Genomic DNA, 23,613 nt, shown 5'->3' on the forward strand with positions numbered 1-23,613 from the left:
GACAGTCACGACTGTCACGAGGTCACCGTGCGGAACTCACGGGTCAAGATGTGTTCGGCGGCTTTCGAGCGGATCCGGCCCGCGCGGCCCCGGGCGTTCGCCAGGGCCACCCGTAGCGTTCACAGGGGCTGCGCAGGAGCCTCACACGCGCTGTAATGGCGAACGTGGTGAGCGAGGGCGCGGCGGTCGGCGGCACGAGGACGGGGCCGGAGCGCGCCGCAGCCGCTCTCGACGCCCTCGGCGCCTCGCCCGGCACCCCGGACCGGCTCCACCGCGTCCTCGAACAGGCGCTGGTGTTCGCCGGCGCGGCCTTCGTCGGTGTGTACACGCCCGGCGACGATCCCGCGCAGCTGTCTCTCGCCGAATCGGCGGGTCTGCCGCGGACCCTGTACGGGCTCCGCGACGGCTACCCGGCCGCCGGCACGTCGCCGGTCGCCGAGGCCCACCGCACCGGCCGCCCGCGGTGGCTCGGCCCCGAGGAACTGGCCGGGTGCCCCGAGGCGCGGCGCACGCCCTCCCCGGACTTCTCCGTGGCCGTCCTGCCGCTCGACCCGCCGGGCGCGGGCGCGCTGGTGGCCGTCAGCGAGCGTCCGGGCGGCTTCGGCACCGATGACCGGGCCTGCCTGGAGCTGGTCGCCGGCGCGGTCGCCGTCCCCGCCCCGGCCGCCGCGGGGGAGCCCGGTGAGCTCTCCGAGAACGCCTTCGACCTGGCCATGGACACCGGCCGGGTCGAGGTCGGCGCCGCCATCCTGGGGCTGTTCGGGCTCGGCCGGGACTCCTTCGACGGCCGGGTGGAGACCCTGCTCGCGCGCGCCGTGCCCGAGGACCTGCCCGCGCTGATGTCCGTGGTCGAGGCCGACCACATGTCCATCGGCGACCGCGAGCTGGAGTTCCGCATCCTGCAGCCCTCCGGCGCGCCGCTGTGGCTGCGGCTGCGCGGCCGGCTGCTGTCCGGCGGGGAGGGCCGCCCGGCCCGGCTGGTCGGCACGGTCGCCGACGCCTCCACCCTGCGCTCCGACGTCACCGACGTGGCCCGGGTGCAGCGCCTGGCCGCCGCCCTCGCCACCGCCGGCACGGTCAAGGACGTCGGCCGGGCCGTCGTCGACGCCCTGCGCGTACCGCTGCGGGCCGACCGGATCGCGCTCGCCGAACTGGAGCACGACCGCCTCGTCGTCACCGTCCTCGACCCGCCCGAACCCGAGGCGTGGCCCGAGGTGTGGCGCACCGAATGGCGCACCGAGTGGCCCGACGCGCCGGTGCGCGCCATGCCCACGCTCGCGGCCGCGCTGCGCGAGGGCCGCGCCCGGATCTGGCCCGCCGGCAGCACCCTGGAGCCCGCCCTCGCCGAGGTCGGCCCCGGCGGCCTCGCCGTGCTGCCGCTGCCCGCCGCCGGCCGGGTGGCCGGCGCCTGCCTGATCGGCTGGGACGACCCGCACGACTTCGGGCCCGACGAACGCGCCCTGCTCACCGCCTGCGCCGCCCTGACCGGCCAGGCTCTGCTGCGCGCCCACGCCTTCGACGCCGAGCACGAACTCGTCGGCATGCTCCAGCGCACCCTGCTGCCGCGCCGCCTGCCCCGGCTGCCCGGCGCGGTCGCCGTCGCCCGCTACCTGCCCACCACCGCCGGGCTGGAGGTCGGCGGCGACTGGTACGACGTGATCCCGCTCGCCGACCACCACGTGGCCTTCGTCATCGGCGACGTACAGGGCCACAACGCGGGCGCCGCCACCCTGATGGGCCAGATGCGCACCGCGCTGCGCGCCTACGCCGCCGAGGGCCACACCCCGGACGTGGTCGTCGCCCACGCCAACCGGCTGCTGCTGGACATGGAGACAGACCTCTTCGCCACCTGCGCCTACGTCGACGTCGACATGGAGGAGGGCACCGCCTGGATCGTGCGCGCCGGCCATCTCGAACCGGTCCTGCGTCACCCGGACGGCAGCACCGAGATCCTGCGCACCGAGGGCGGGCCGCCGCTCGGCGTGACGGCGCAGGCGGACTTCCCGATGACCCCGCTGCGCCTGGCACCCGGCACGGTGGTCGCGCTGACCACCGACGGCCTGGTGGAGTCCGCGGACACCGACCTCGACACCGGCATGCAGCGGCTCGCCCACGCCCTGTCCGCCGCCGACCCCGCCCACCTCGGCCTGGTCGCCGACGCGCTGCTCACCGACGCCCACCGCGCCGACGACGTCGCCCTGCTGCTGATGCGCTACGACGGGATGGCCGTACGACCCCTGCGCGAGAGCTGGACGGTGTGGCGCGTACCGGAGGCGGTCCGGCACGCCCGCCGCTTCACCCGGCGCACCCTGCGCACCTGGGGCGTGAGCCCGGACACGCTCGACGCGGCCCTGCTGGTGGTCTCCGAACTCGTCACCAACGCCCTCGTGCACACCGGCGGCCAGGTCCGCCTCGACCTCAGCCTGGTCAACCACCGGCTCCGGCTGGCCGTCGCCGACGCCTCGCCGCGCAGCCCGGTCAAGCCCACGAGCATCGGCTGGGAGGCCACCGGCGGGCGCGGCATCCTGCTGGTGGAGGCGGTCTCGGCGGCCTGGGGGACGGTCCCGGTCAGCGGCGGCAAACAGGTGTGGGCCGATCTCGTGCCCGGCGGCTGACCCGCCACTCGGGTACGGGTACGCGCGCCCCCGGCAGGTCGAAGGGGCTCGCCCGGCGGCCGTGCCTAGGGTCGATCGGCGTGGCACACACCTTCGAAGAACTGGTCGCGAAGCAGCGCGCCGCCGACGCGGCCCAGCGCACGGTCGACGAACTGCGGGAGGCCTACGGCCCGCCGGCCGAGCGGGGTATGACGGGCGCTCAGTCGGAGACCTACGAAACGGCGCTGCGCGCCTCGCGGGACCTGGCCCGCGAGGCGCAGACCGCGCTGAGCGACTACGCGAGGGAGACCGGCCGCACGCGCGCCGACATCGAGGCCGAGGTGGTCCGGGCGGCCGCGGAGCCGCAGGAGACATGAGCGCAGCGGCAGGCGACACGAGCGGCGTCGGCCGTGGGGGCGGCGGGGAGGTGAGCCGCGCCGAGCGGCTCGTACGGGCGGCCGACGCCCGGCTGCCCGTCCTCGACGGCGGCCCGCTGCTGCGCAAGGCGTTCCCCGACCACTGGTCCTTCCTGCTCGGTGAACTCGCGCTCTACAGCCTGCTGGTGCTGTTCCTGACCGGCGTCTGGCTGACCCTGTTCTTCACGCCCGAGATGCGCGAGGTCGTCTACGCGGGCCCCTACGCGCCGCTGCGCGGGGTGCGCATGTCCACCGCCTTCGCCTCCACCCTGCACATCAGCTTCGACGTGCGCGGCGGACTGCTGCTGCGGCAGGCCCACCACTGGGCCGCGCTGGTCTTCGTCGCCGCGATCGGCGTGCACCTGCTGCGGATCTTCCTCACCGGCGCCTTCCGCCGCCCCCGCGAGCTGAACTGGGTGATCGGCCTGACCCTGTTCGTGGTCTCGCTCGCCGAGGGCTTCGCCGGCTACTCGCTCCCCGACGACCTGCTCTCCGGGACCGGACTGCGCATCGCGCAGGGCATCATGACCTCGATCCCGCTGGTCGGCACGTACGTGGCCTTCTTCGTCTTCGGCGGTGCGTTCCCCGCGCACGACATCGTCACCCGGCTGTACCCGGTGCACGTGCTGCTGCTCCCGGGCGCCCTGATCGCCCTGGTCACCGTGCATCTGATCCTGGTGGTCCGCCTCAAGCACACCCAGTGGCGCGGCGCGGGCCGCCGCGTGGACAACGCCGTCGGCAAGCCCTTCTTCCCCCAGTTCACGGCCTCCTCGGGCGGGCTGTCCCTCATCGTCTTCGGCGTCCTGGTGCTCCTCGCCGCACTCGCCCAGGTCAACCCGGTCTGGAACTACGGCCCCTACCGCCCCGACCAGGCCTCCACCGGCGCCCAGCCCGACTGGTACGTCGGCTTCCTGGAGGGCGCGCTGCGACTGATGCCGGCCTGGGAGACGAACCTCGCCGGACACACCCTGATGTGGAACGTCCTGCTGCCCGCCGTGGTCCTGCCCGGCCTGCTCTTCGCGGTGCTGTACGCCTATCCGTTCGTCGAGCAGCGCCGCACCGGCGAGTGGCGCCGCGAGCAGCACTTCTGCGACCGCCCGCGCGAACGCCCCGTCCGCACCGGCCTCGGCGTCGCGGGCATCGTCTGGTACGGCGTGCTGCTGCTGGCCGGCGGCAACGACGTCGTCGCGCAGACCTTCCGGATCTCCGTCAACGCCCTCACCTGGGTGCTGCGCGTCGCCGTCGTCGTCCTGCCCGTCCTCGCGTTCCTGGTGACCCGCTGGCTGTGCAGGGCCCTCACCGAGGCCGAGCGGGACCGGCTGGCGCAGGGCGTGTCCACCGGCGAGATCCGGCAGAACATCGCCGGCGGTTACGAGAGCGACCACGCACCCGTGGCGTCCTTCCGGCCCGGTGCCCCGCGCAGGCCGCTCACCGCTGCGCGTACTGGTACGCCATCCCGAACACCCCGCGAGCCAGCACCCCCAGACCGATGAGGAACAGCCAGAGTCCGTAGACCACCCCGCCGGCGCTCAGGGCGAACCCGAGCGCGGTGATGATCGGGAACATGCTCTCGTCCGGGAAGAACGCCACCGGTTCCGCCCCGTCGGCCACCTCCGCCTCCGCGCGGTCCTGCGCCCGGCTGCCCCGCCGCCGGTACTGGATCAGGCAGAAGAACGACACCAGCGCCGCCATCCCGCACGCGACGACCAGCGCGACCGTGCCCGTCTCGTCCCCGGACCACACCCCGTACAGCGCGGCGGACCCGCCGAAGAACAGCGCCACCCCGCCGAACAGCATCGACTCGGTCTTCATCCGGCCGTCTCCTCCCCGGCCCGGGCGGCCTCCGGATGGTGCAGGTCGAACGCGGGCGACTCCGAGCGGATCCGGGGCAGGGCCGTGAAGTTGTGCCGGGGCGGCGGACAGGAGGTGGCCCACTCCAGGCCCCGGCCCCAGCCCCACGGATCGTCGAGGGTGACCTTCTCGCCCCGGGCGGCGGTGCGCCAGACGTTGTAGAGGAACGGCAGCGTCGAGATCCCCAGCAGGAACGCGCCCGCCGAGGACAGGGTGTTGAGCAGGGTGAAGCCGTCCGTCGGCAGATAGTCCGCGTACCGGCGCGGCATGCCCGCCGCGCCCAGCCAGTGCTGCACCAGGAAGGTCAGCTGGAACGCCGGGAACAGCAGCCAGAAGTGCAGCTTGCCGAGGCGCTCGTCCAGCATCTTCCCGGTGAACTTCGGCCACCAGAAGTAGAACCCGGCGAACATCGCGAACACCACGGTGCCGAACAGCACGTAGTGCAGGTGCGCCACGATGAAGTAGCTGTCGGTCACGTGGAAGTCCAGCGGCGGGGAGGCGATCAGCACCCCGCTCAACCCGCCGAGCAGGAACGACACCAGGAAGCCCATGGCCCACAGCATCGGCGTCTCGAACGACACCGATCCGTTCACCATCGTCCCGATCCACGCGAAGAACTTGATCCCGGTGGGCACCGCGATCAGGAACGACATCAGGGAGAAGAACGGCAGCAGTACCGCGCCCGTGGCGAACATGTGGTGCGCCCACACCACCGCCGACAGCATCGTGATGGCGACGGTCGCGCCGATCATCGGCAGATAGCCGAACTGCGGCTTGCGGGAGAACACCGGCACGATCTCCGAGATGATCCCGAAGAACGGCAGTGCCACGATGTAGACCTCCGGATGCCCGAAGAACCAGAACAGGTGCTGCCACAGGATCGCGCCGCCGTTCGCCGCGTCGAAGACGTGCGCCCCGAACTTCCGGTCCGCCTCCAGTGCGAGCAGCGCCGCCGCGAACACCGGGAACGCGGGCAGCACCAGGATCGAGGTGAACAGCACGTTCCAGGTGAACATCGGCATCCGGAACATGGTCATGCCCGGCGCGCGCAGGCACAGGATCGTGGTGATGAAGTTGACCGCGGTCAGGGTCGTCGACACACCGGTGACCACCAGCCCCATCGCCCACAGGTCGCCGCCCGCCCCGGGCGAGAAGTAGGCGCTGTTCAGCGGCGCGTACGCGAACCAGCCGAACGCGGCGGCCCCGCCCGGCACCAGGAAGCCGGACACCACCATCAGCGCCCCGAACAGGTACATCCAGTACGACATCGCGTTCAGCCGCGGCAGAGCCAGGTCCGGGGCGCCGATCTGGAGCGGCATCACGGCATTGGCGAACCCGGCGAACATGGGCGTCGCGAACAGCAGCATCATGATCGTGCCGTGGACGGTGAAGAACTCGTCGTAGCCGTGCTCGTTCAGGAACTGGAGCCCCGGCCGGGCCAGTTCGGCCCGCATGGCGAGCGCCAACAGCCCGGCGAACAGGAAGAAGCAGAACGCCGTGACCATGTACAGCCGGCCGATCACCTTGTGGTCGGTCGTGGCCGCCCAGCGCAGCAGGGTCCGGCCGGGCCGCGGGGCGGGGGCCGTGTACCGTTCGACGGCCTCGCGGCTGTCGGACATCTGTGGTAGTTCGGTCATCCCGGGCGACGCTACTCCGGGTGCCCGAACGCCCCGCCCACGCCACGCCTGGGCACCGCCCGGCAAACCGCCGTCGATGTCCGGGGCGCAGGGGCCGGGGCGGTCGGGCGGTGCTCAGGCGTGGGTCTTGGCCAGCAGTTCCAGGACCTCGGCGGTGGTGCCGCTCTCGCCGAGCCGCGGGAAGATCCGCTCCACGCTGTTCGCGTGCGCCTCGGCGTCGGCGTCGGCCATCGCGTCGGTGGCGAGGGTGACGTGGTAGCCGTGCGCGTATGCGTCACGGGCGGTGGACTCCACGCCGATGCTGGTGGCGATGCCGGTCAGCACGATCTGCGTGATGCCGCGCCGGCGCAGCTGGACATCCAGGTCGGTGCCGTGGAAGGCGCTCCAGTTGTGCTTCGTGACGCGGATGTCGCCGGCGTGGCCGTTCAGTTCGTCGACGATGACGTCCCAGCCCTCGGGGAAGGCGAGGCCGCGGGCCTGGCGCTCGGTACGGCCGGGCACGACGTCCCCGCCGTCGGCCGAGAAGGAGACGCGGACGAGGACCACCGGGAGGTTGCGGGCGCGGAAGGCGTCGGCGAGTTCCGCCGTGCGCGCCACGACCTCGGGGCCGGCGTACGGCTGGGTGGGCATGGCGGCGATGCCGTTCTGGAGGTCGATCGCGACGAGGGCGGTACGGGGGTCGAGCGTGGTGAGCGACATGGTCGGTCAGGCCTTTCCGAGTGGTGCGGTGGGGGAGGGGGTGAGCCGGCCGGGGAAACGGTCCGGCAAGGTCGTCGCCGGCAACAGGACGGAGCGGGCGAGCGGGAACGGGGCCGGGCGCGGTACGGCCCGGGAGTCTCGGCGGGCAGGGCCCCGCAGGCGACGCTGATCGCGCCGACGGGCACCAGCGCCACGGCGCCACGGCGGTCATCGAGGAGTCGACCGGGTCAGGGGCGGATTGGTCCGCTCCGTGCGTCCGGCGGGCCCCGCCGCCACGGTCGTATCAGGGCTCCGACAGCCGGTCCATCAGCTCCAGCACCCTGAGGACGGCCTGCCGCTCCTCCTCGGTGTACCGCTCCTGGAAGGCGCGGGCCAGCCACTCGCTGCGCGCCTGCCGGTTGCCCTCCACGCGGGCCCGGCCGGCCTCGGTCAGCGTGACCAGCTGGCGGCGGCCGTCGGCCGGATCGGGGGCGCGCAGGATCAGCCCCTGCTGTTCCAGGGCGGCCAGTGTCGTCGCCATCGACTGCGGGCGTACGCCCTCGGTGGCGGCGAGCGCGCTGGCCGTGGCGGCACCGTGCTTGCCGACCAGGGTGAGCGCCGACTCCTGGGACGGACTGAGATCGGTGTCCTGCGCGACCTCGCGGAGCCGGCGCCGCAGCCGGCTGAAGACCACGCGCAGATCGCGCGCGGCGCGGGTGGCGGAGTCGGAGGTGTCGGCCATGCCCACCAGCGTAGGTCCGACAGTCGAAACTGTCCAGCTCGAACTGTTCAGTTCCGACTGATTGATTTGGCGTCCGCCGGCCGCGACTCGGCAGATGTGCGTGCCAGGCCCCGCGACGCCGGCATGATCCAAACGACACCCCCTAGCTAGATTGGCCGGGTGCGTCTGCTGATGATGTCCGACACCCACCTGCCCCGGCGCGCCAAGCGGCTCCCCGAACAACTGCTGGCCGAACTCCCGCGCGCGGACGTGGTGTTCCACGCCGGTGACTGGGTCGACACCGCCACCCTGGACCTGCTGGAGAGCCGCAGTCGCCGTCTGATCGCGGTCCACGGCAACAACGACGGCCCCGAGCTGCGGGCCCGGCTCCCCGAGGTGGCCCATGCCGAACTGGACGGCCTGCGCTTCGGCGTCGTGCACGAGACCGGTCCCGCCCAGGGCCGCGAGGCCCGCTGCGCCGCCCGCTTCCCCGACCTCGACGTGCTGGTCTTCGGCCACAGCCACATCCCCTGGGACACCACCGCCCCAACCGGCCTGCGCCTGCTCAACCCGGGCTCCCCGACCGACCGCCGTCGCCAGCCGTACTGCACCCACCTCACCGCGATGCTCGCCGACGGCACCCTCACCGACGTGACCCTGCACCGGCTGCCGCAGCGGTAGCGGCCCTGTGCCAGGATGCCGGGATGACCTCTGACAACGGCATACCGGGGGACGTCGTTCCGGCGGGTCGCATGGCCGGCAGCGAGCAGCCCGTGCTCGCCCTGCCCGGCGGACTTCAGCTGCGCCCCTGGCGCCCCGACGACGCCGGCGCACTGCTGACCGCTGCCCAGGACCCCGCGATCCGCCGGTGGAACCGGCTCGCCGTCGGCAGCCGTGAGGACGCGCTCGCCAGGATCGAGCGGATGCACGCGCGCTGGCGAGCCGAGACCTTCGCGGTGTGGGCCGTCGCCGCGCCGGGCGGACCCGCCGTCGGACTGTGCGCATGGGGCGACATCGATCTGCACGAGGGCAGTGCCGAGATCGTCTACTGGCTCCTGCCCGAGGCACGCGGCGGCGGCATCGCCGTCGAGGCCACGCGCAGGCTCAGCCAGTGGGCCCTCGACGACCTGGGCCTGCACCGCCTGCGCCTGTGCCACTCGGTCGCCAACCCGGCGTCCTGCCGGGTCGCCGAGAAGGCGGGATACACCTACGAGGGCACCCAGCGCAGCGCCCTCCTGCACGCCGACGGCTGGCACGACCAGCACCTGCACGCACGCGTGGCGGGCGACACCGCGTAGCGGGGCGCCGCCGCGGGGCGGCGAACTCGTGGCGCGGCCCCACGACTCGCCCCACGACCTGCCCACGCCCTGCGCCAAGCGCTGCTGCGCGACCCGCGCTTCCCGGACGCGGTGGGCCCTCTCACACGGCGGGCGGATGGATGGCCCCGGCGGTCGTGGTCAGCGGTGCGCCGGAGCCGCCCCAGCGCAGGGCGACGATCTCGGCGGCGACGGACACCGCGACCTCCTCGGGCGTACGGGCCCCGAGGTCCAGCCCGAGCGGCGAGCGCAGCCGGGACAGCTCGGCCTCGCCCAGACCGGCCTCGGCGAGCCGGGCGCGCCGCTCGTCGTGGGTCTTGCGGCTGCCCATCGCGCCGACGTAGGCGGCCGGGCGGCGCAGGGCCTCCTCCAGCAGGGGGACGTCGAACTTCGGGTCGTGGGTGAGGACGCAGATCACCGTGCGGTCGTCGGTCCGCGTGCCGGCGAGGTAGCGGTGCGGCCAGTCGACCACGACCTCGACCGCGGCCGGGAAACGCTTCGGCGTGGCGAAGACCGGGCGGGCGTCGCACACGGTCACCCGGTAGCCGAGGAAGTCGCCGACGCGGGCCACCGCGGCCGCGTAGTCGATCGCGCCGAAGACCAGCATGCGCGGGGGCGGCGCGAACGACTGGAGGAACACCGTCACATCGTCCTCGCGGCGCTCGCCGTGGGGCCCGTAGTGCCGCATCACCGAGGCGCCGAGGGCGAGTTCGCCGCGCGCGTCGGCGGTGACGGCGACATCGAGGCCGGGCGCGCCGAGTGTGCCGTCGGCCCGGTCGGGCCGGACGGCGAGCGTGGCGCCGCGCGGCGCGGGCCCGTCCACCACCGTGGCCGCCGTCACCGGCTCGCCCGCCGCGACGGACGCGGCGACCGCCCCGAACGCCGGATCCGACGCGGGAGTCACCGGCCGCACCAGCAGCGTGATCTCGCCGCCGCAGGTGAGGCCGACCGCGAAGGCGTCCGCGTCGCTGTACCCGAACGTCTCCAGCCGCGCCTCGCCGCTCGCCACGACCTCCCGCGCCAGCTCGAACACGGCCCCCTCCACACAGCCCCCGGACACGCTCCCCACCACCTCGTCGTCCGGGCCCACCGCCATCGCGGCACCGGGACCGCGCGGGGCGCTGCGGCTGACGGCGACGACCGTGGCCAGCCCGAACGGGGCCCCGGCCGCGTGCCAGCGCGCCAACGTCGGCAGAATCTCCCGCACGCTCCACTCCTCTCCCCGCCCCCGCGTGAACACCGCCCGCCGGGTCGGCACCGTGGAGAAAGCGACCCAATGACGGCCGTACGTCACATTACGGCCGCGTCCGGGGTGCGGCGAGCGCGGCGGAGGGGGTTTCGTTGAACGTTAATCCATTGCCGCCGGGTAGCGGAGTCTGCTGCACTGCGCGGGTTCCGACGTACGTCACACAGGAAGGTCCAGCGATGCGCGCTGCGTGCATGTCCGCCCAGGAAGGAATCCACCCCATGCCGAAGGACATCACGCTCAGTGCACCTGCTCAATCTCGGAATTCTCGCCCATGTCGACGCCGGTAAGACCAGCCTGACCGAACGGTTGCTGCACACGGCCGGGGTCATCGAGGAGATCGGCAGCGTCGACGACGGGAACACCCGGACCGACACGCTCGCGCTGGAACGGCGGCGCGGCATCACGATCAAGTCCGCCGTCGTGTCGTTCCCGCTCGACGGCGTCACCGTCAACCTCATCGACACCCCCGGTCACCCGGACTTCATCGCCGAGGTCGAGCGCGTGCTCGGCATCCTCGACGGCGCCGTCCTGGTCGTCTCGGCGGTCGAGGGCGTCCAGGCGCAGACCAGGGTGCTGATGCGTACCCTGCGCCGACTGGGCATCCCCACGCTGATCTTCGTGAACAAGATCGACCGGCGCGGCGCGAACGGCTCCGCCGTGCTCGACCAGCTGTCCCGGCGGCTGGCCGTGCCGCTCGTCCCGATGGGCCGCCCCGCCGCGAGCGGCACCCGCGCCGCCCGCTTCGTGCCGGGCCTCGCCCCGGCCGCCCCGGAGGTGCTCGCCGAGCACGACGACGAACTGCTCGCGGCCTACCTCGACGGCGGAATCCCCGACGGCCGTCTGCACGAGGCCCTCGCCGCCCAGACCCGCAGCTCCCGTGTCCATCCCGTCTACTTCGGCTCCGCGATCACCGGCGCCGGGGTGCCAGAACTGGTCGGCGGCGTCGAACGGCTGCTGCCCCGCGCCGGCGGCGACCCGCACGGCCCGCTGTCGGGCACGGTCTTCAAGGTCGAACGCGGCTCGGCGGGCGAGAAGATCGCCTACGCGCGGCTCCGCACCGGCACCCTGCGCGTGCGCGACCGCGTCCCGTACGGCGCCGCCCGCCGCGTGACGGGCAGGGTCACCGCAGTGAGCGTCTTCGACGGCGGTACCGACACCCGGCAGGACCACGCCGGTGCCGGGCGGATCGTCAAGGTGTGGGGCCTCGACGGCATCCGGATCGGGGACACGCTCGGCACGCCCGGACGGGCGTACGAGCACCACTTCGCGCCGCCGACCCTGGAGACCGTCGTCCTCCCCGGCCCCGGCACGGACCGGCGCACCCTGCACCTGGTGCTCACCCACCTCGCCGAACAGGACCCGCTCATCTGCGTCCGCCACGACGAACGGCGCGGGGAGACCTCCGTGTCCCTCTACGGCGAGGTCCAGAAGGAGGTCGTCCAGGCCACCCTCGCCGAGGAGTTCGGCCTGGAGGTCGCCTTCCGCGAGACGACCACCCTGTGCGTCGAACGGCCCGTCGGCACCGGGCACGCCGTCGAGTTCAACAACAAGGACGGCAACCCGTTCCTCGCCACCGTCGGCCTGCGCGTCGAGCCCGCACCGCCCGGCGCGGGCGTGGCGTTCCGGCTGGAGGTGGAGCTCGGCTCGATGCCGTACGCCTTCTTCAAGGCCGTCGAGGACACCGTCCGCGAGAGCCTCGGCCAGGGGCTGCACGGCTGGCAGGTGCCCGACTGCACGGTGACCATGACCCACAGCGGGTACTCGCCCCGGCAGAGCCACGCCCACCAGGGCTTCGACAAGAGCATGTCGAGCACCGGCTACGACTTCCGGGGCCTGACGCCGCTCGTGCTGGCCGAGGCGCTGCGCCGCGCGGGCACCGTCGTGCACGAGCCGGTGCACCGCTTCCGGCTCGACGCCCCGGCGGACACGCTGGGCGCACTGCTGCCGGTGCTCGCCCGGCTCGGCGCCGTACCGGAGAGCACCGCCGCGGCCGGGGCCGCCGCCGTGCTGGAGGGTACGGTGCCCGCCGCCCGGGTGCACGAGCTGCAGCAGCGGCTGCCCGGGCTCACCCGCGGCGAGGGCGAGCTGGAGACGGCGTTCGACCACTACGCGCCGATCACCCGGGGCGCCGTCCCCGAGCGGCCGCGCACCGACCACAACCCGCTCCACCGCAAGGAGTACCTGCTGAACGTGATGCGCAGGACCGGGGACGGGACGGCATGAACTGACTGTGAGTCAACTTACTTATGGGTCAGGTGGTATTGACGCGGCTTTCGGCGGGCCGGACTGTGGTGGACATGTCGAACACCCGGGCACGTCTGCTGGTTGTCCTGGTCGTCCTCAGCGGATTCCTGACGGTGGCGGGCGCCCCGCCCGCCACCGCCGCCACCTCGGCTCTCCCCTCCGACTCCCTCTGGTTCGACGGCTCCGCGCTCACCGTGCAGAACGGCCGGTTCACCGACGGCCGGGGGCGCGAGATCGTCCTGCGCGGCTACAACGTCTCCGGCGAGACCAAACTGGAGGAGAACAGCGGCCTGCCGTTCGCCTCCGTCGCCGACGCCCGCACGTCCGCGACCGCGCTGCGCGCCCTCGGCGGCGGCAACGCGGTCCGCTTCCTGCTCTCCTGGGCCCACGCCGAACCCGTACGCGGCCAGGTCGACACCGCCTATCTGGCCGCCGTCACCGACCAGATGCGCGCCTTCCTGGACGAGGGAATCCGCGTCTTCCCCGACTTCCACCAGGACCTCTACTCCCGCCACCTGTTCAACACGGGCAGCTGGTACACCGGCGACGGCGCCCCCAAGTGGGCCGTGGACGCCGGGAGTTACCCCGCCGAGTCCTGCGGCGTCTGCCTCTTCTGGGGCCAGAACATCACCCAGAACGCGGCCGTGCAGAAGGCCCAGTACGACTTCTGGCACGACACCCACGGTCTCCAGGACGCCTTCCTCGCCACCGCGCGGACGGCCATGGCCTACCTCCAACAGCACCTGACCGCCGCGGAGTTCGCCGCCGTCGCCGGATTCGACCCGTACAACGAGCCCTACGCCGGAAGCTACGACTCCGGGCAGACCTCCCGCGCCTGGGAACGCGATCTGCTGTGGCCGTTCTACGTGAGGTTCCGCGCCGCCATGGACGCCGCCGGCTGGCAGGACAAGCCCGCCTTCGTGGAGCCGGGCCTCTTCTGGAACTCCAACATCTCCACCCAGAAGCAGGAGGGCGGCCTGCTGGACGCGGGCACCCTCGGCCCGCGGTACGTCTTCAACACGCACTTCTACGACCAGAAGGCCATCTCCGGGATTTTGATGTGGGGCAAGGCGGCCGACGGCCAGTACGCCTCCGACTTCGCCGCCGTCCGCGACCGCGCCGCCTCCGCCGGTACCGCGGCCCTGGTCAGCGAGTTCGGGCACCCCTTGTCCGGCACGGTGTCCGACAAGGCGCCGACCGTCCTGAAGGCCATGTACCAGTCCCTCGACTCCCGCCTGCCGGGGGCGAGTTGGTGGTCGGACCCCGCCGCCTCGGGCCCGGTCCTGTCCGGCACCCAGTGGCAGTGGGACATCTACAGCGGCCGGCACCACGAGCTGATGAACGGCAATCCCGACAAGGTGCAGACCTCCGGCGACGCCTGGAACGGCGAGGACCTCTCCGCCGTGGACCTGGACGGCTCCGGCGACGTCACCCTCCGGCAGGACGCGCGGCTGCTGGACCGCCTGTACCCGAGCGCCACGGCCGGTACGGCCCTGGCCTTCACCTACGAGGACCGCTCCCGCGACGGCTCCACCACCCTCACCTGGAACCCGGTGCCCAGCAGCCTGCCGCACGTGGCCCAACTGGTGGGCTCCGGCCGGTACGGGCTGCTCGTGTGGCGCTCCGGGGACGGCACCGCGCCGACCGAACTGCACCTGCCGGCGTCCTTCCCGGCCGCGTCGACCACCGTCGTCTCCGACCTCGGCACCGTGTACGCCCCGCCCGCCTACACCGGGGCCGGCACACCGGTCGCCCTCGCCCCCGAACCGGGCGGCACCGGAAGCCGCCGGCTGCTGCTCGGCGACACCGACTCGGGCGTCCTGCACTACGCGCTGGTGACCGACGGGGCCACGTCCCCCTCGGCGGACCTGCTGAGCGCGGCCCGCTCCGAGCTGGCCGCGTGGGCGGCGGCCCACTTCTGAGACACCCGTGACCCCTGACGAGGAAGCCGAGCGGCCCCCGTGGAGAGTGGGGTCCCCCCGGAGGCCGCCGGCGCTCAACTCCCCGTCGGGCCCGTCCAGTCGGCCTGGACATGCCCCAGCCGGACACGCTGCGGATGGTCGCCGACCGGTACGGACAGCACCTTCTGGCCGGTGGCGAAGTCGATGGCCGTGACCTGGTCGGCGCCGGCCTCCGAGATGATGCAGTCCTTGCCGTCGCCGCTCACCGTCGCCCAGTACGGCGTCGAGGCGGTGATGAGCGGGCCGACGTCGAAGGAGGCCCGGTCGACCACGGTCGCGTAGTTGTCCATGGTTCCGGCGACACACAGCTTGGTGCCCTCGGGGTTCATCGAGATGCCGTGGTGGCGCGAGTCCAGCAGCCAGGTGGTGCGGTCCGGGTTCGTCGCCGGGTTCGCCGGCAGCGTCTTCACCCGGGTGATCCTGTCCGCGGCCACGTCGTACTCCAGGAAGCCGTTGAAGAACGACACCTGGAAGTACAGCTTGGACCAGTCGGGCGTGAAGGCGGCGGGTCGGACCGCGCCGGAGAAGTCCTTGAGCCCGATCGCGTCCAGCCGCTGCCGCATGTCGATGGTCCTGACCTGCTTGAACGTCGTCGCGTCGACGATCGTGATGTGCCGGTCGCCCTTGGTCCAGTCCCAGCCCGGATCGTCCAGGGAGGTCGTGACCTCGCCGATGGACATGTTCCAGAGGTACTTTCCGCCGTCGGTGAAGAAGTTCTCGTGCGGCTTGTCCCCGGTGGCGAACTCGCCGAGTTCCCTGCCGGTGTCGATGTCCAGCACCTGCACCTTGTTCGCGGTCGACGCCGACACGGCGACCCGGGTGCCGTCGGGGGAGACCGCCATGTGGTCGGCGCGGTAACCGGCCACCGGGAAGCGCCAGTTGATCCTGTCGGTGGCCAGGTCGATGGAGACCACGTCGGCGAAGCTCGGCCGGGAGACGACCACGGACCTGCCGTCGGGCGTGGAGTACATGTCGTCCACGTACTGGTCGTGCCCCTGGCCCACCTCGTTGCGGATGGACGTGTAGTAGATCCACTTGATCGGGTCGGCGTTGATCTCGGCCAGTCGCGCCGCCTTGTCGGGGACGACATCGATCCGGCCGATCTTCGCGAAGTCACCCGTGGACCTGATGACGTCGGCGGTGCCGTCCCAGTTGTTGCCGACGAACATCACCTCGCGCAGACCGTGGGAGCCGGCCGTGGCGGCGGAGGCGGCGGTCGCCGGACCGGCGACGGTCAGGACGAGCGCGGCGGCCACGGAGCACAGGTGCCTGGTTCTGGAGGCAGGCATGACTGCTCTCCTTCCTCGGGGGGAGAAGTCTGAACACGCGTGCTTTCACAGTGAACTTACTGAAAAGTAAGGAGGGGGTGGGTTACTCGACAAGAGGTGTGCACGACAGGATTGAGAGCCGGTGCGGTGAGGGCGGGCCGGCGGCGGGGAGACGGAGGGGGACAGGTGGCGGGAAGGCTCAGGGCGCCGACGGGCCGCTACGGCGGCCGGTCCGCCGAGGCACGGCAGGCCGAACGGCGCCGGCGTTTCCTGGACGCGGCCCTGGAACTGTTCGGCGGACCGCCCGGCTACCGGGGCACGACGGTCGCCGCACTCAGCCAGGCCGCCGGACTGTCCACGCGTCAGTTCTACGAGGAGTTCCGCACCCTGGAGGACGTCCTCGCGGCGCTGCACCTGGAAGTCAACGGCTGGGCCGAGCAGGCGGTGCTGGACGCCCTCGGCGCGGCGGACGGGCTGCCGCTGGCCGAGCGGGCCACGGTGCTCTTCCGGGCCTACGCCCGCGACGTGACCTGCGATCCGCGCCGTATCCGCATCGCCTTCGTGGAGATCGTCGGCGTCAGCTCCCGGCTGGAGGAGCAGCGGCTGGCCCGCCGGGCCCGCTGGGTCGACCTCATCCGCGCCGAGGCGGACGCGGCCGTCGTGCGCGGCGAGGCGGCGCCCCGGGACTACCGGCTGGCGGCGACGGCCTTCATCGGCAGTGTCAACGGCCTGCTGCACGACTGGAGCGCCGGCTGGGTGGACGCCACGCTCGACGAGCTGGTGGACGAGCTGGTGCGGCTGCTGCTCGGGATGCTCCGGCCCGAGGGCTGGCGGACCCGCACCTGACGGCCGGGGCGCTGCCTGAGCCCCCGGCTGCTGATCGCCTGTCGGCGCAGGTCAGCGCCGGTCCGTGCCGTTCGGCGCGCGGGATCGGCCCGGAGCTGGTCTGCTGGTGCGGGGGCGTCGTACCCGTGCGGTACCCGTGCGCCGGGCGGCACGGCCACCGCGAGACATGGGAGAGCGGGAAAGCGGGAGAGAGGGAGTGTGATGAGCACGTATCGAGTCGCGCAGGTGAGGGGCGCGGGCGGCGCGTTCGAGCTGGCCGAGCGTCAGGTGCCGGAGCCCGGGGCGGGCCAGGTGCGCATCGCCGTCGAGGCGTGCGGCATCTGCCACAGCGACGCCATGTTCGTGCACGCCGCGGTGCCGGGCATCACCTTCCCGGAGGTCCCCGGGCACGAGATCGCCGGCCGCGTGGACGCGCTCGGCGAGGGCACCCAGGACTGGGGCTGGCGGATCGGCGACCGGGTGGCGGTCGGCTGGTTCGGCGGCAGCTGCGGCCACTGCACGCCCTGCCGGCGGGGCGACTTCATCGTGTGCGCCAACCTCAAGGTGCCCGGCTGGGCCTACGACGGCGGCTTCGCGGAGAAGATGATCGCGCCCGTCGACGCCCTGGCCCGGATCCCGGACGCGCTGGCGGCGGGCGACGCGGGCCCCATGGCCTGCGCCGGCGTGACCACGTACAACGGCCTGCGGCACAGCTCCGCCCACCCCGGGGACCTGGTCGCGGTGCTCGGCCTCGGCGGCCTCGGCCACCTCGGGGTGCAGTACGCGGCGGCGATGGGCTTCGAGACCGTGGCGATCGCCCGCGGCGCCGAGAAGGCCGACTTCGCCAAGCAGTTGGGCGCCCACCACTACGTGGACAGCACCGCGGGCACCCCGGTCGCCGAGGCCCTGCAGTCCCTGGGCGGGGCGAACGTCGTGCTGGCCACCGCCGGGAACTCCGGCGCCATCACGGCCACCGTGGACGGTCTCGCACCGCGCGGAGAGCTGGTGGTGATCGGCGCGGACCCGGAGGCCATGGGCATCAGCCCGCTCCAGCTGATCATGGGCGCCCGGGTCGTGCGCGGACACCCGTCCGGCACGGCGCAGGACGTGCAGGACACCATGGAGTTCAGCGCCCTGCACGGCATCCGCCCGATGACCGAGACGGTCCCGCTGGACGACGTCGACGGCGCCTTCCAGAAGATGATGGCCGGCAAGGCCCGCTTCCGCATGGTCCTCACGAACGGCTGACCCGGGCGACGCCGCCCCGGGCCATGGCGGGATCCTTCCGGGCGGCGACGACCGAGAGCGGCCCCGGCGGCACCCCCAGCCGTCTCCCGGTCGCCCCGCGGCTGCCTGTGCGAATGTGCCCCGGCCGGGCGGGTCAGCCCTCGGCCAGCCGCTCCAGTGCGGCCAGGACCGGGGCCGCCCCGTCCTCCGCGCGGATGCGGGCGGCCAGGGAGCGGGCCCGTTGCCCGTACCCCGGCCGGCGGGTGGCCCGCAGCAGGGCGCAGGAGAGGGCGTCCACGGTGAGGCGACGCAGCGGTACGGCGGCCGGGGCGACGCCCAGCGCGACCAGGCGGGCGGACCAGAAGCCGGCGTCGAACTGGATCGGCACCGGCACGGCGGGCACCCCGGCGCGCAGGCCCGCCGCGGTCGTACCCGCACCCGCGTGGTGGACCACGGCGGCCATGCGCGGGAAGAGCAGCGCGTGCGGCACGTCGTCGATGGTCAGCATGTCGTCGCCGTCGGCCGCGAGCCCGCCCCAGCCGCGCTGGATCACCCCGCGCAGCCCGGCCCGCCGCAGCGCCGCCACCACCTGGGCACTGAGCCGTGCGGCGTCCGGCACCGTCGCGCTGCCCAGCCCGACGAAGACCGGCGCCGGACCGGCGTCGAGGAACGCCCTTACGGCAGCTGGTAGTTCATCCTCGGTGTCGTACGGCCACCAGTAGCCGCTCACCGCCAGCCCCGGCCGCCAGTCCCGGGGCCGGGGCACCACCAGCGGGCTGAAGCCGTGGTGCACCGGCCACAGCCGCCGCTCCCGGGCCCGCAGCGCGGCGCCGGAGCGCACCGGGGGCAGTCCGAGCCGCCCCCGCACGCCGGGCAGGGCGCCCGAGAAGATGTGTTCCGTGGCGAGGCACACCCCGTGCCCGGCGACCCGGTTCACGACCGGCCCCCAGGAGCCGCCGCCGAGCGCGGGAGGCGCGAACTCCCGTGTTCCGGCGAGGGGTTGGAGGTACACCCCCATGCTCGGCAGGCGCAGTCCCTCGGCGATCGTGTGGCCGAGCGGGGCGAGCGAGGCGGACAGCAGCAGTACCTCGCTGTCCCGGGCCGCCATGAGCAGGTCCTCCGTCATCCGCCCGACCAGCCGGCGCGCCATGTCCGCGAGGCGCAGCAGCTTCGTGGCCTCGCCGGTGCTGCGGTGCAGGCCCCGGCCGCGCGGCGACTCCAGCTCCGCCCGGGGGTCGACCGGCAGCGGGTGGAAGCGCACGCCCGAGCCGCGGAGCAACGGCTCGAAGCGGGCGTGGGTGACCAGGGTGACCTCGTGCCCGGCGCGGGCGAGTCGGTGCCCCAGTCCGGTGTAGGGGGCGACGTCGCCCCGGGATCCGGCCGTCATGATCGCAATGCGCACGATGACCCAGTATGGCGGCACGACCCCCCGCGCGGGACCCAACGGCCCTGCGGGTACACCTGGTTCGCCCGCGTCGCAGCCGTTGACTTCACCCCCGGGCGGCTCTACGGTCGGCCCGCGACACGTTCGGATTGTCGATCTGTGTTCGAAATATCGACCATGTCGGCCATGTCGACGATACCGACGACCAGACCGGTCGACGTATCGATCAGCGTGGATTCCGTTCCGCACGCGGAGGCGCCGATGTATCCCCCACCCCCTCCGACCGCCCAAGGCCTGCTGCACCGGTGCAGAGCCGGCGCCGTCCGCGCGCTCGTCCTGGCGCTGACCGCGGCCGCCGCCCTCCTCTTCGCCCAGCCCGGCCCCGCCCGGGCGGCGACAGTCCGGCAGATCGCGGTGCCCGCCGTGCCGATGGGCTGGGCCTCCTGGAACAGCTTCGCCGCGAAGATCGACTACAACGTCATCAAACAGCAGGCCGACGCGTTCGTCGCGGCCGGTCTGCCCGCCGCGGGCTACCGGTACATCAACATCGACGAGGGCTGGTGGCAGGGCACCCGCGACAGCGCCGGCGACATCACCGTCGACACCGGTGAGTGGCCCGGCGGCATGAGCGCCGTCGCCGACTACATCCACAGCAAGGGCCTGAAGGTCGGCATCTACACCGACGCCGGCAAGAACGGCTGCGGCTACTACTACCCGACCGGCCGCCCCGCCGCCCCGAACACCGGCAGCGAGGGCCACTACGACCAGGACATGCTCCAGTTCGCGAAGTGGGGCTTCGACTTCGTCAAGGTCGACTGGTGCGGCGGCGACGCCGAGGGCCTGGACGCGAAGACGGCGTACACCTCGATCAGCTCCGCCGTCACCAGGGCGACCGCGGCCACCGGCCGCCCGCTCATCCTGTCCGCGTGCAACTGGGGCAGGCGGAACCCCTGGAACTGGGCGCCGGGCCTCGCCACCATGTGGCGCACCAGCACGGACATCATCTACTACGGCAACACGCCCTCCCAGGCGAACATGCTGTCCAACTTCGACCAGGCCCAGCACCCGGCCGCCCAGCACACCGGGTACTACAACGACCCCGACATGCTGATGACCGGTATGCCCGGCCTCACCGCCGCGCAGAACCGCACCCACATGGCCCTGTGGGCGATCTCCGGCGCCCCGCTGCTGGCCGGAAACGACCTGACGACGATGACGAGCGCGACGGCCGGGATCCTCAAGAACCCCGAGGTCGTCGCCGTCGACCAGGACCCGCGCGGCCTCCAGGGCGTCAAGGTCGCCGAGGACACCACCGGAGTCCAGGTCTACGGCAAGGTCCTGTCCGGCACCGGCAACCGGGCCGTCGTCCTGCTGAACCGCACCTCCGCCGCGCGGAACATCACCGTCCGCTGGTCCGACCTCGGACTCACCGGTGCCTCGGCGACGGTGCGCGACCTGTGGGCGCGCTCCACCCTCGGCTCGTACGCGACGAGTTACACCGCCGGTGTCCCCGCGGGCGGCACGGTCATGCTCAAGGTCAGCGGCACCGAGGCGGCGAGCAGTGACCACGGCACGACCTCCACCGGTACCTACACCGGCGTGAGCGCCGCGAGCACCGGCCTGGCCGTGGCCGACATCGCCTACACCAACACCGGTTCCACACCCCTCACCGGCACCCTCCGGGTCGACGGACAGACGGCCACCGCGGTCTCCTTCCCGCCGACCGGTTCGTCCCAGGGCACCGTCTCGGTCCAGGTGAACCTCATCAAGGGAGCCGCCAACTCCCTCGCGCTGACCGGCGGTCCGTCCCTCGGCGCCCTCACCGTCCGCCCCCTGCCGGGCACCGACGACACCCTCCTGACCGGCAAGCAGTCCGGCCGCTGCGCCGACGTCTACGACAACACGCTCACCAACGGCACCCAGGCCGAGCTGTGGGACTGCAACGGCGGCGCCAACCAGGCCTGGACGTACACCTCCCGGGGGGAACTGGTCGTCTACGGCGACAAGTGCCTCGACGCCCACGACCTCGGCACCACCGACGGCACCAAGGTCGTGATCCGGGACTGCAACGGCCAGGACAACCAGAAGTGGACGCTGCACACCGACGGCACGATCACCAACGTCCACGCGGGACTGTGCCTGGACGCCTCCAACGCGGCCATCGGCAACGGCACTTCCCTGGTCCTGTGGACCTGCAACGGTCAGGACAACCAGAAGTGGTCGCGGACCTGACCACTGCCTGGACGGTCGCCGTCGTCGCGGCTCAGCGGCGTCGGGAGCGCCGGGTGTGCGGCGCGGGGCGGGGTCGCGCCTGCCCGAGCACCGACCGCAGCGCCCGCACCGACCGCAGCCGTAGCCCTCCCAGGCTCGCGCGGGCAGAGAAGGTCCAGGTCAGCCGGGAGGTGACCTGGACCCTCGCGCTTCTCCTTCCGGCGCCCGTCATGCCTGGGGCCGCCTACTCGTCCCAGGCCTGGATGATCAGCTGGCTGGTGATCTTGCCGTCGCGCAGCGTGAGCATCGACTCGGCGAGGACCTTGGTGCCGTCCCCGTACTGGCACATCTCGCTGAAGGCGACGTGATCGCCCTGTACGACGCACTGGTCCAGCCTGTGTGTCATGTCGCGGCGGTAGACGTCGTCCAGCAACTCGGCGATCTGGGCCCGGCCGTGCAGGACGGTGGGGTGGCTGGGCTGGTGGTCGTGGTCGACGATGCGGATCTCCGCGTCGTCGGCGTAGAGCGCGAGCAGGGAGTTGCCGGTGTTCCCCTCCACGGCCCGGCGCAGTGTCTCGATGTCGAAGCCGGAACCTGTCACGGTCCCCATGGTGACCTCCTTCGGACGCCCGCGGCCCGGCGCGGATCGGGCCGCGCGGGCTCCACTCTTCGAGGCTCCTCCGGCCCGGCGGGCACGGCAAGCGCAGCCGGGCGCCTCCGCCTCACGGGTGGGCGCGGCCCGCCACCCGTGTCCGGCCGGGGTCCGGGGGCGTTGTTGAGGGCATGATCTCCTCTCGACGTATCGTCGCAGCCCTCGGCCTCGCCGCCGGGATCACGGGCCTCGCCGTCCCGACGGCGAACGCGGCGCCCACCGGCGCACCGCACAAGGCGCTGCTCAACCCCATGACCACGCTCGACGCGATCGCGGTCAGCGACATCCCGGCCGCGCACCGCAAGGAGGTCCCGAAGGTGTCCGAGCAGATGCGCGCGCTGAACCGGGTCAACCAGCTGAACAAGCTCGACGCACTGCACCAGGTCACCGACCTCGCGGGCCCGTGACGGGCGTGCCGCCGGCCGTCGGGGCCTGAACCGCCGCCGAGGCCCGTTCGCCGGCCGTGGCCCTCACGTCTGTCCGCCGCCGGACTCCGTCCCCGGCCCCGCCCGCAGCACCGCCCAGTCCCGCGACAGGGCGAAGGCCGTCGCCGGACCGTCCGGCAGACAGCCGGGCAGCAGGCGGACGAGCAGGTCGGCGGGGCCCAGCTCCAGCCAGACGCGGACCCCGGCGCGGTGCAGCACCCCGGCCATGTCCGCGAACCGCTGCGGTGTGCGCCGTACCCAGAACTCCGGCTCGGCGGTCTCCGCGCCCACCGGGCGGGCGGTGATGTCACAGACGAGGGGGAGGCGTGGGGCGCGCGGGTGCAGGGTGGCGAGCGTACGGCCGTAGGCGCCGAGGACGCCCTCCAGGCCGGGGCGCCCCGGGGCCGGGCCGGGCAGGGCGCCGAGGAGACGGGCCAGGGTGCCGACCGCGTGACAGGCCTCCGTCAGGGAGAAGACACCGGCGGCGTACGCGGCGGCCATCCGACCGGCCGCCTGGCCGTAGACCACGTCCGGCCTGACGCCCCAGCTGTGTAGCAGCCGGCACTGCGCCACCTGGAGCGCGAACAGCGCCGGACCGGCGTACGTCACCCGGTCCAGCAGGGCCGCCGTCCGGGTGCCGTCGGCCGCGAACATCACACAGGCCAGCGGGAGTTCGAGATACGGGTCGAGGCGCGCGCAGATGTCGTCCAGCGTCTCGGCGAACACCGGGAACTCCTCCCGGAGTTCGGCGCCGGCTCCGAGCCGTGGTGAGGCACCGGCCGAGAACAGGAAGGCGGTACGTCCCGTGCAGCCGTCAAGGGGCATGCCCCCATTGAGGCACGGCCGGACCGGGAGCAGACACCAGGCAGATTCCTGCACCCTGCAAAAAAATTGCCATCATGGAATGACCATTTCCAGTCACATCCCGGGACCTGGGGAACGCTCGCGAAGAAA

20 protein-coding genes are annotated in these 23,613 nt (G+C 73.0%); 11 read left to right on the top strand and 9 right to left on the bottom strand.

Going from position 1 to position 23,613, the window contains the following annotated elements; genetic code table 11:
• Positions 1–155: 155 nt before the first annotated feature.
• The 3 genes from ACZ4MF_RS22400 to qcrB all read left to right on the top strand — a co-directional run bounded on the left by ACZ4MF_RS22400 (position 156) and on the right by qcrB (position 4,503).
• Positions 156–2,615, top strand: a complete 2,460-nt coding sequence (locus ACZ4MF_RS22400; RefSeq protein WP_467493687.1) for a SpoIIE family protein phosphatase — start codon at positions 156–158, stop codon at positions 2,613–2,615.
• A gap of 80 nt (positions 2,616–2,695) precedes the next feature.
• The gene (locus ACZ4MF_RS22405; RefSeq protein ID WP_467493688.1) at positions 2,696–2,971 is read left to right on the top strand and encodes a hypothetical protein; all 276 of its coding nucleotides are present in this window, start codon (positions 2,696–2,698) and stop codon (positions 2,969–2,971) included.
• The gene (qcrB, locus tag ACZ4MF_RS22410; RefSeq protein WP_467493689.1) at positions 2,968–4,503 is read left to right on the top strand and encodes a cytochrome bc1 complex cytochrome b subunit; all 1,536 of its coding nucleotides are present in this window, start codon (positions 2,968–2,970) and stop codon (positions 4,501–4,503) included. Before ACZ4MF_RS22405 ends, qcrB begins: the two co-directional genes overlap by 4 nt.
• On the opposite strand, the gene ctaF is transcribed toward qcrB, so the two are convergent.
• The 4 genes from ctaF to ACZ4MF_RS22430 form a co-directional block, all read right to left on the bottom strand.
• The gene (ctaF, locus tag ACZ4MF_RS22415; RefSeq protein WP_467493690.1) at positions 4,439–4,822 is read right to left on the bottom strand and encodes an aa3-type cytochrome oxidase subunit IV; all 384 of its coding nucleotides are present in this window, start codon (positions 4,820–4,822) and stop codon (positions 4,439–4,441) included. The two genes, qcrB and ctaF, sit on opposite strands and share 65 nt — an antisense overlap.
• Entirely contained in the window at positions 4,819–6,498 is a 1,680-nt protein-coding gene (ctaD, locus tag ACZ4MF_RS22420) for an aa3-type cytochrome oxidase subunit I (protein ID WP_467493691.1), read from the bottom strand. Before ctaD ends, ctaF begins: the two co-directional genes overlap by 4 nt.
• 114 nt (positions 6,499–6,612) lie before the next feature.
• Positions 6,613–7,197, bottom strand: coding sequence for a hydrolase (locus ACZ4MF_RS22425; protein ID WP_467493692.1), 585 nt, complete (start codon positions 7,195–7,197; stop codon positions 6,613–6,615).
• A 283-nt stretch (positions 7,198–7,480) separates the two neighbouring features.
• Positions 7,481–7,918 carry a MarR family winged helix-turn-helix transcriptional regulator gene (locus ACZ4MF_RS22430; RefSeq protein ID WP_356029516.1) on the bottom strand — a complete coding sequence of 146 codons (438 nt, stop codon included), beginning with the start codon at positions 7,916–7,918 and terminating at the stop codon, positions 7,481–7,483.
• A gap of 159 nt (positions 7,919–8,077) precedes the next feature.
• On the opposite strand from ACZ4MF_RS22430, the gene ACZ4MF_RS22435 reads away from it, so the two are divergent.
• Entirely contained in the window at positions 8,078–8,578 is a 501-nt protein-coding gene (locus tag ACZ4MF_RS22435; protein ID WP_467493693.1) for a metallophosphoesterase family protein, read from the top strand.
• A gap of 23 nt (positions 8,579–8,601) precedes the next feature.
• Positions 8,602–9,195, top strand: a complete 594-nt coding sequence (locus tag ACZ4MF_RS22440) for a GNAT family N-acetyltransferase (RefSeq protein WP_467493694.1) — start codon at positions 8,602–8,604, stop codon at positions 9,193–9,195.
• A 121-nt stretch (positions 9,196–9,316) separates the two neighbouring features.
• On the opposite strand, the gene ACZ4MF_RS22445 is transcribed toward ACZ4MF_RS22440, so the two are convergent.
• A complete protein-coding gene (locus tag ACZ4MF_RS22445) occupies positions 9,317–10,420 on the bottom strand; it encodes an XdhC family protein (RefSeq protein WP_467493695.1) in 1,104 nt (367 codons plus the stop codon).
• Between the two features lie 282 nt (positions 10,421–10,702).
• Here ACZ4MF_RS22445 and ACZ4MF_RS22450 point away from each other — a divergent pair, with 282 nt between their 5' ends.
• Both ACZ4MF_RS22450 and ACZ4MF_RS22455 read left to right on the top strand, forming a co-directional pair.
• Positions 10,703–12,685 carry a GTP-binding protein gene (locus ACZ4MF_RS22450; protein WP_467493696.1) on the top strand — a complete coding sequence of 661 codons (1,983 nt, stop codon included), beginning with the start codon at positions 10,703–10,705 and terminating at the stop codon, positions 12,683–12,685.
• A 74-nt stretch (positions 12,686–12,759) separates the two neighbouring features.
• Entirely contained in the window at positions 12,760–14,628 is a 1,869-nt protein-coding gene (locus ACZ4MF_RS22455; RefSeq protein ID WP_467493697.1) for a cellulase family glycosylhydrolase, read from the top strand.
• A 74-nt stretch (positions 14,629–14,702) separates the two neighbouring features.
• Here ACZ4MF_RS22455 and ACZ4MF_RS22460 read toward each other — a convergent pair whose 3' ends face one another.
• Positions 14,703–15,956 (bottom strand): YncE family protein, encoded by a 1,254-nt coding sequence (locus ACZ4MF_RS22460; protein ID WP_467493698.1) that lies wholly within the window; start codon positions 15,954–15,956, stop codon positions 14,703–14,705.
• A gap of 165 nt (positions 15,957–16,121) precedes the next feature.
• Here ACZ4MF_RS22460 and ACZ4MF_RS22465 point away from each other — a divergent pair, with 165 nt between their 5' ends.
• On the top strand, positions 16,122–16,781 hold the full coding sequence (locus ACZ4MF_RS22465) for a TetR/AcrR family transcriptional regulator (protein ID WP_467493699.1): 660 nt from the start codon (positions 16,122–16,124) through the stop codon (positions 16,779–16,781).
• 201 nt (positions 16,782–16,982) lie between these two features.
• A complete protein-coding gene (locus ACZ4MF_RS22470; protein ID WP_467493700.1) occupies positions 16,983–18,008 on the top strand; it encodes an alcohol dehydrogenase in 1,026 nt (341 codons plus the stop codon).
• Between the two features lie 133 nt (positions 18,009–18,141).
• Here ACZ4MF_RS22470 and ACZ4MF_RS22475 read toward each other — a convergent pair whose 3' ends face one another.
• Entirely contained in the window at positions 18,142–19,374 is a 1,233-nt protein-coding gene (locus ACZ4MF_RS22475; RefSeq protein WP_467493752.1) for a glycosyltransferase, read from the bottom strand.
• Between the two features lie 258 nt (positions 19,375–19,632).
• Between ACZ4MF_RS22475 and ACZ4MF_RS22480 the strand changes: the two genes are divergently transcribed.
• Positions 19,633–21,603, top strand: a complete 1,971-nt coding sequence (locus ACZ4MF_RS22480; RefSeq protein ID WP_467493753.1) for a ricin-type beta-trefoil lectin domain protein — start codon at positions 19,633–19,635, stop codon at positions 21,601–21,603.
• A 223-nt stretch (positions 21,604–21,826) separates the two neighbouring features.
• Here ACZ4MF_RS22480 and ACZ4MF_RS22485 read toward each other — a convergent pair whose 3' ends face one another.
• Complete coding sequence (locus tag ACZ4MF_RS22485; protein WP_467493701.1) at positions 21,827–22,192, bottom strand: nuclear transport factor 2 family protein; 366 nt, start codon at positions 22,190–22,192, stop codon at positions 21,827–21,829.
• A 173-nt stretch (positions 22,193–22,365) separates the two neighbouring features.
• On the opposite strand from ACZ4MF_RS22485, the gene ACZ4MF_RS22490 reads away from it, so the two are divergent.
• A complete protein-coding gene (locus ACZ4MF_RS22490) occupies positions 22,366–22,641 on the top strand; it encodes a hypothetical protein (RefSeq protein WP_467493702.1) in 276 nt (91 codons plus the stop codon).
• Between the two features lie 63 nt (positions 22,642–22,704).
• Here the strand turns inward: ACZ4MF_RS22490 and ACZ4MF_RS22495 are convergent, their stop codons facing one another.
• Complete coding sequence (locus ACZ4MF_RS22495; protein ID WP_467493703.1) at positions 22,705–23,484, bottom strand: acyltransferase domain-containing protein; 780 nt, start codon at positions 23,482–23,484, stop codon at positions 22,705–22,707.
• Positions 23,485–23,613: the final 129 nt, after the last annotated feature.

The sequence above is a fragment of the Streptomyces sp. NPDC025793 genome, from assembly GCF_055558375.1.

Bases quoted from the DNA above. Each gene is read 5' to 3' on its own strand.
- ACZ4MF_RS22470 (WP_467493700.1), top strand. From the start codon at position 16,983: ATGAGCACGTATCGAGTCGCGCAGGTGAGGGGCGCGGGCGGCGCGTTC.
- ACZ4MF_RS22495 (WP_467493703.1), bottom strand. From the start codon at position 23,484: ATGCCCCTTGACGGCTGCACGGGACGTACCGCCTTCCTGTTCTCGGCC.
- qcrB (WP_467493689.1), top strand. From the start codon at position 2,968: ATGAGCGCAGCGGCAGGCGACACGAGCGGCGTCGGCCGTGGGGGCGGC.
- ctaD (WP_467493691.1), bottom strand. From the start codon at position 6,498: ATGACCGAACTACCACAGATGTCCGACAGCCGCGAGGCCGTCGAACGG.
- ACZ4MF_RS22455 (WP_467493697.1), top strand. From the start codon at position 12,760: ATGTCGAACACCCGGGCACGTCTGCTGGTTGTCCTGGTCGTCCTCAGC.
- ACZ4MF_RS22490 (WP_467493702.1), top strand. From the start codon at position 22,366: ATGATCTCCTCTCGACGTATCGTCGCAGCCCTCGGCCTCGCCGCCGGG.
- ACZ4MF_RS22425 (WP_467493692.1), bottom strand. From the start codon at position 7,197: ATGTCGCTCACCACGCTCGACCCCCGTACCGCCCTCGTCGCGATCGAC.
- ACZ4MF_RS22400 (WP_467493687.1), top strand. From the start codon at position 156: ATGGCGAACGTGGTGAGCGAGGGCGCGGCGGTCGGCGGCACGAGGACG.
- ACZ4MF_RS22440 (WP_467493694.1), top strand. From the start codon at position 8,602: ATGACCTCTGACAACGGCATACCGGGGGACGTCGTTCCGGCGGGTCGC.
- ACZ4MF_RS22485 (WP_467493701.1), bottom strand. From the start codon at position 22,192: ATGGGGACCGTGACAGGTTCCGGCTTCGACATCGAGACACTGCGCCGG.
- ACZ4MF_RS22430 (WP_356029516.1), bottom strand. From the start codon at position 7,918: ATGGCCGACACCTCCGACTCCGCCACCCGCGCCGCGCGCGATCTGCGC.
- ACZ4MF_RS22475 (WP_467493752.1), bottom strand. From the start codon at position 19,374: ATGACGGCCGGATCCCGGGGCGACGTCGCCCCCTACACCGGACTGGGG.
- ACZ4MF_RS22460 (WP_467493698.1), bottom strand. From the start codon at position 15,956: ATGCCTGCCTCCAGAACCAGGCACCTGTGCTCCGTGGCCGCCGCGCTC.
- ctaF (WP_467493690.1), bottom strand. From the start codon at position 4,822: ATGAAGACCGAGTCGATGCTGTTCGGCGGGGTGGCGCTGTTCTTCGGC.
- ACZ4MF_RS22480 (WP_467493753.1), top strand. From the start codon at position 19,633: ATGTATCCCCCACCCCCTCCGACCGCCCAAGGCCTGCTGCACCGGTGC.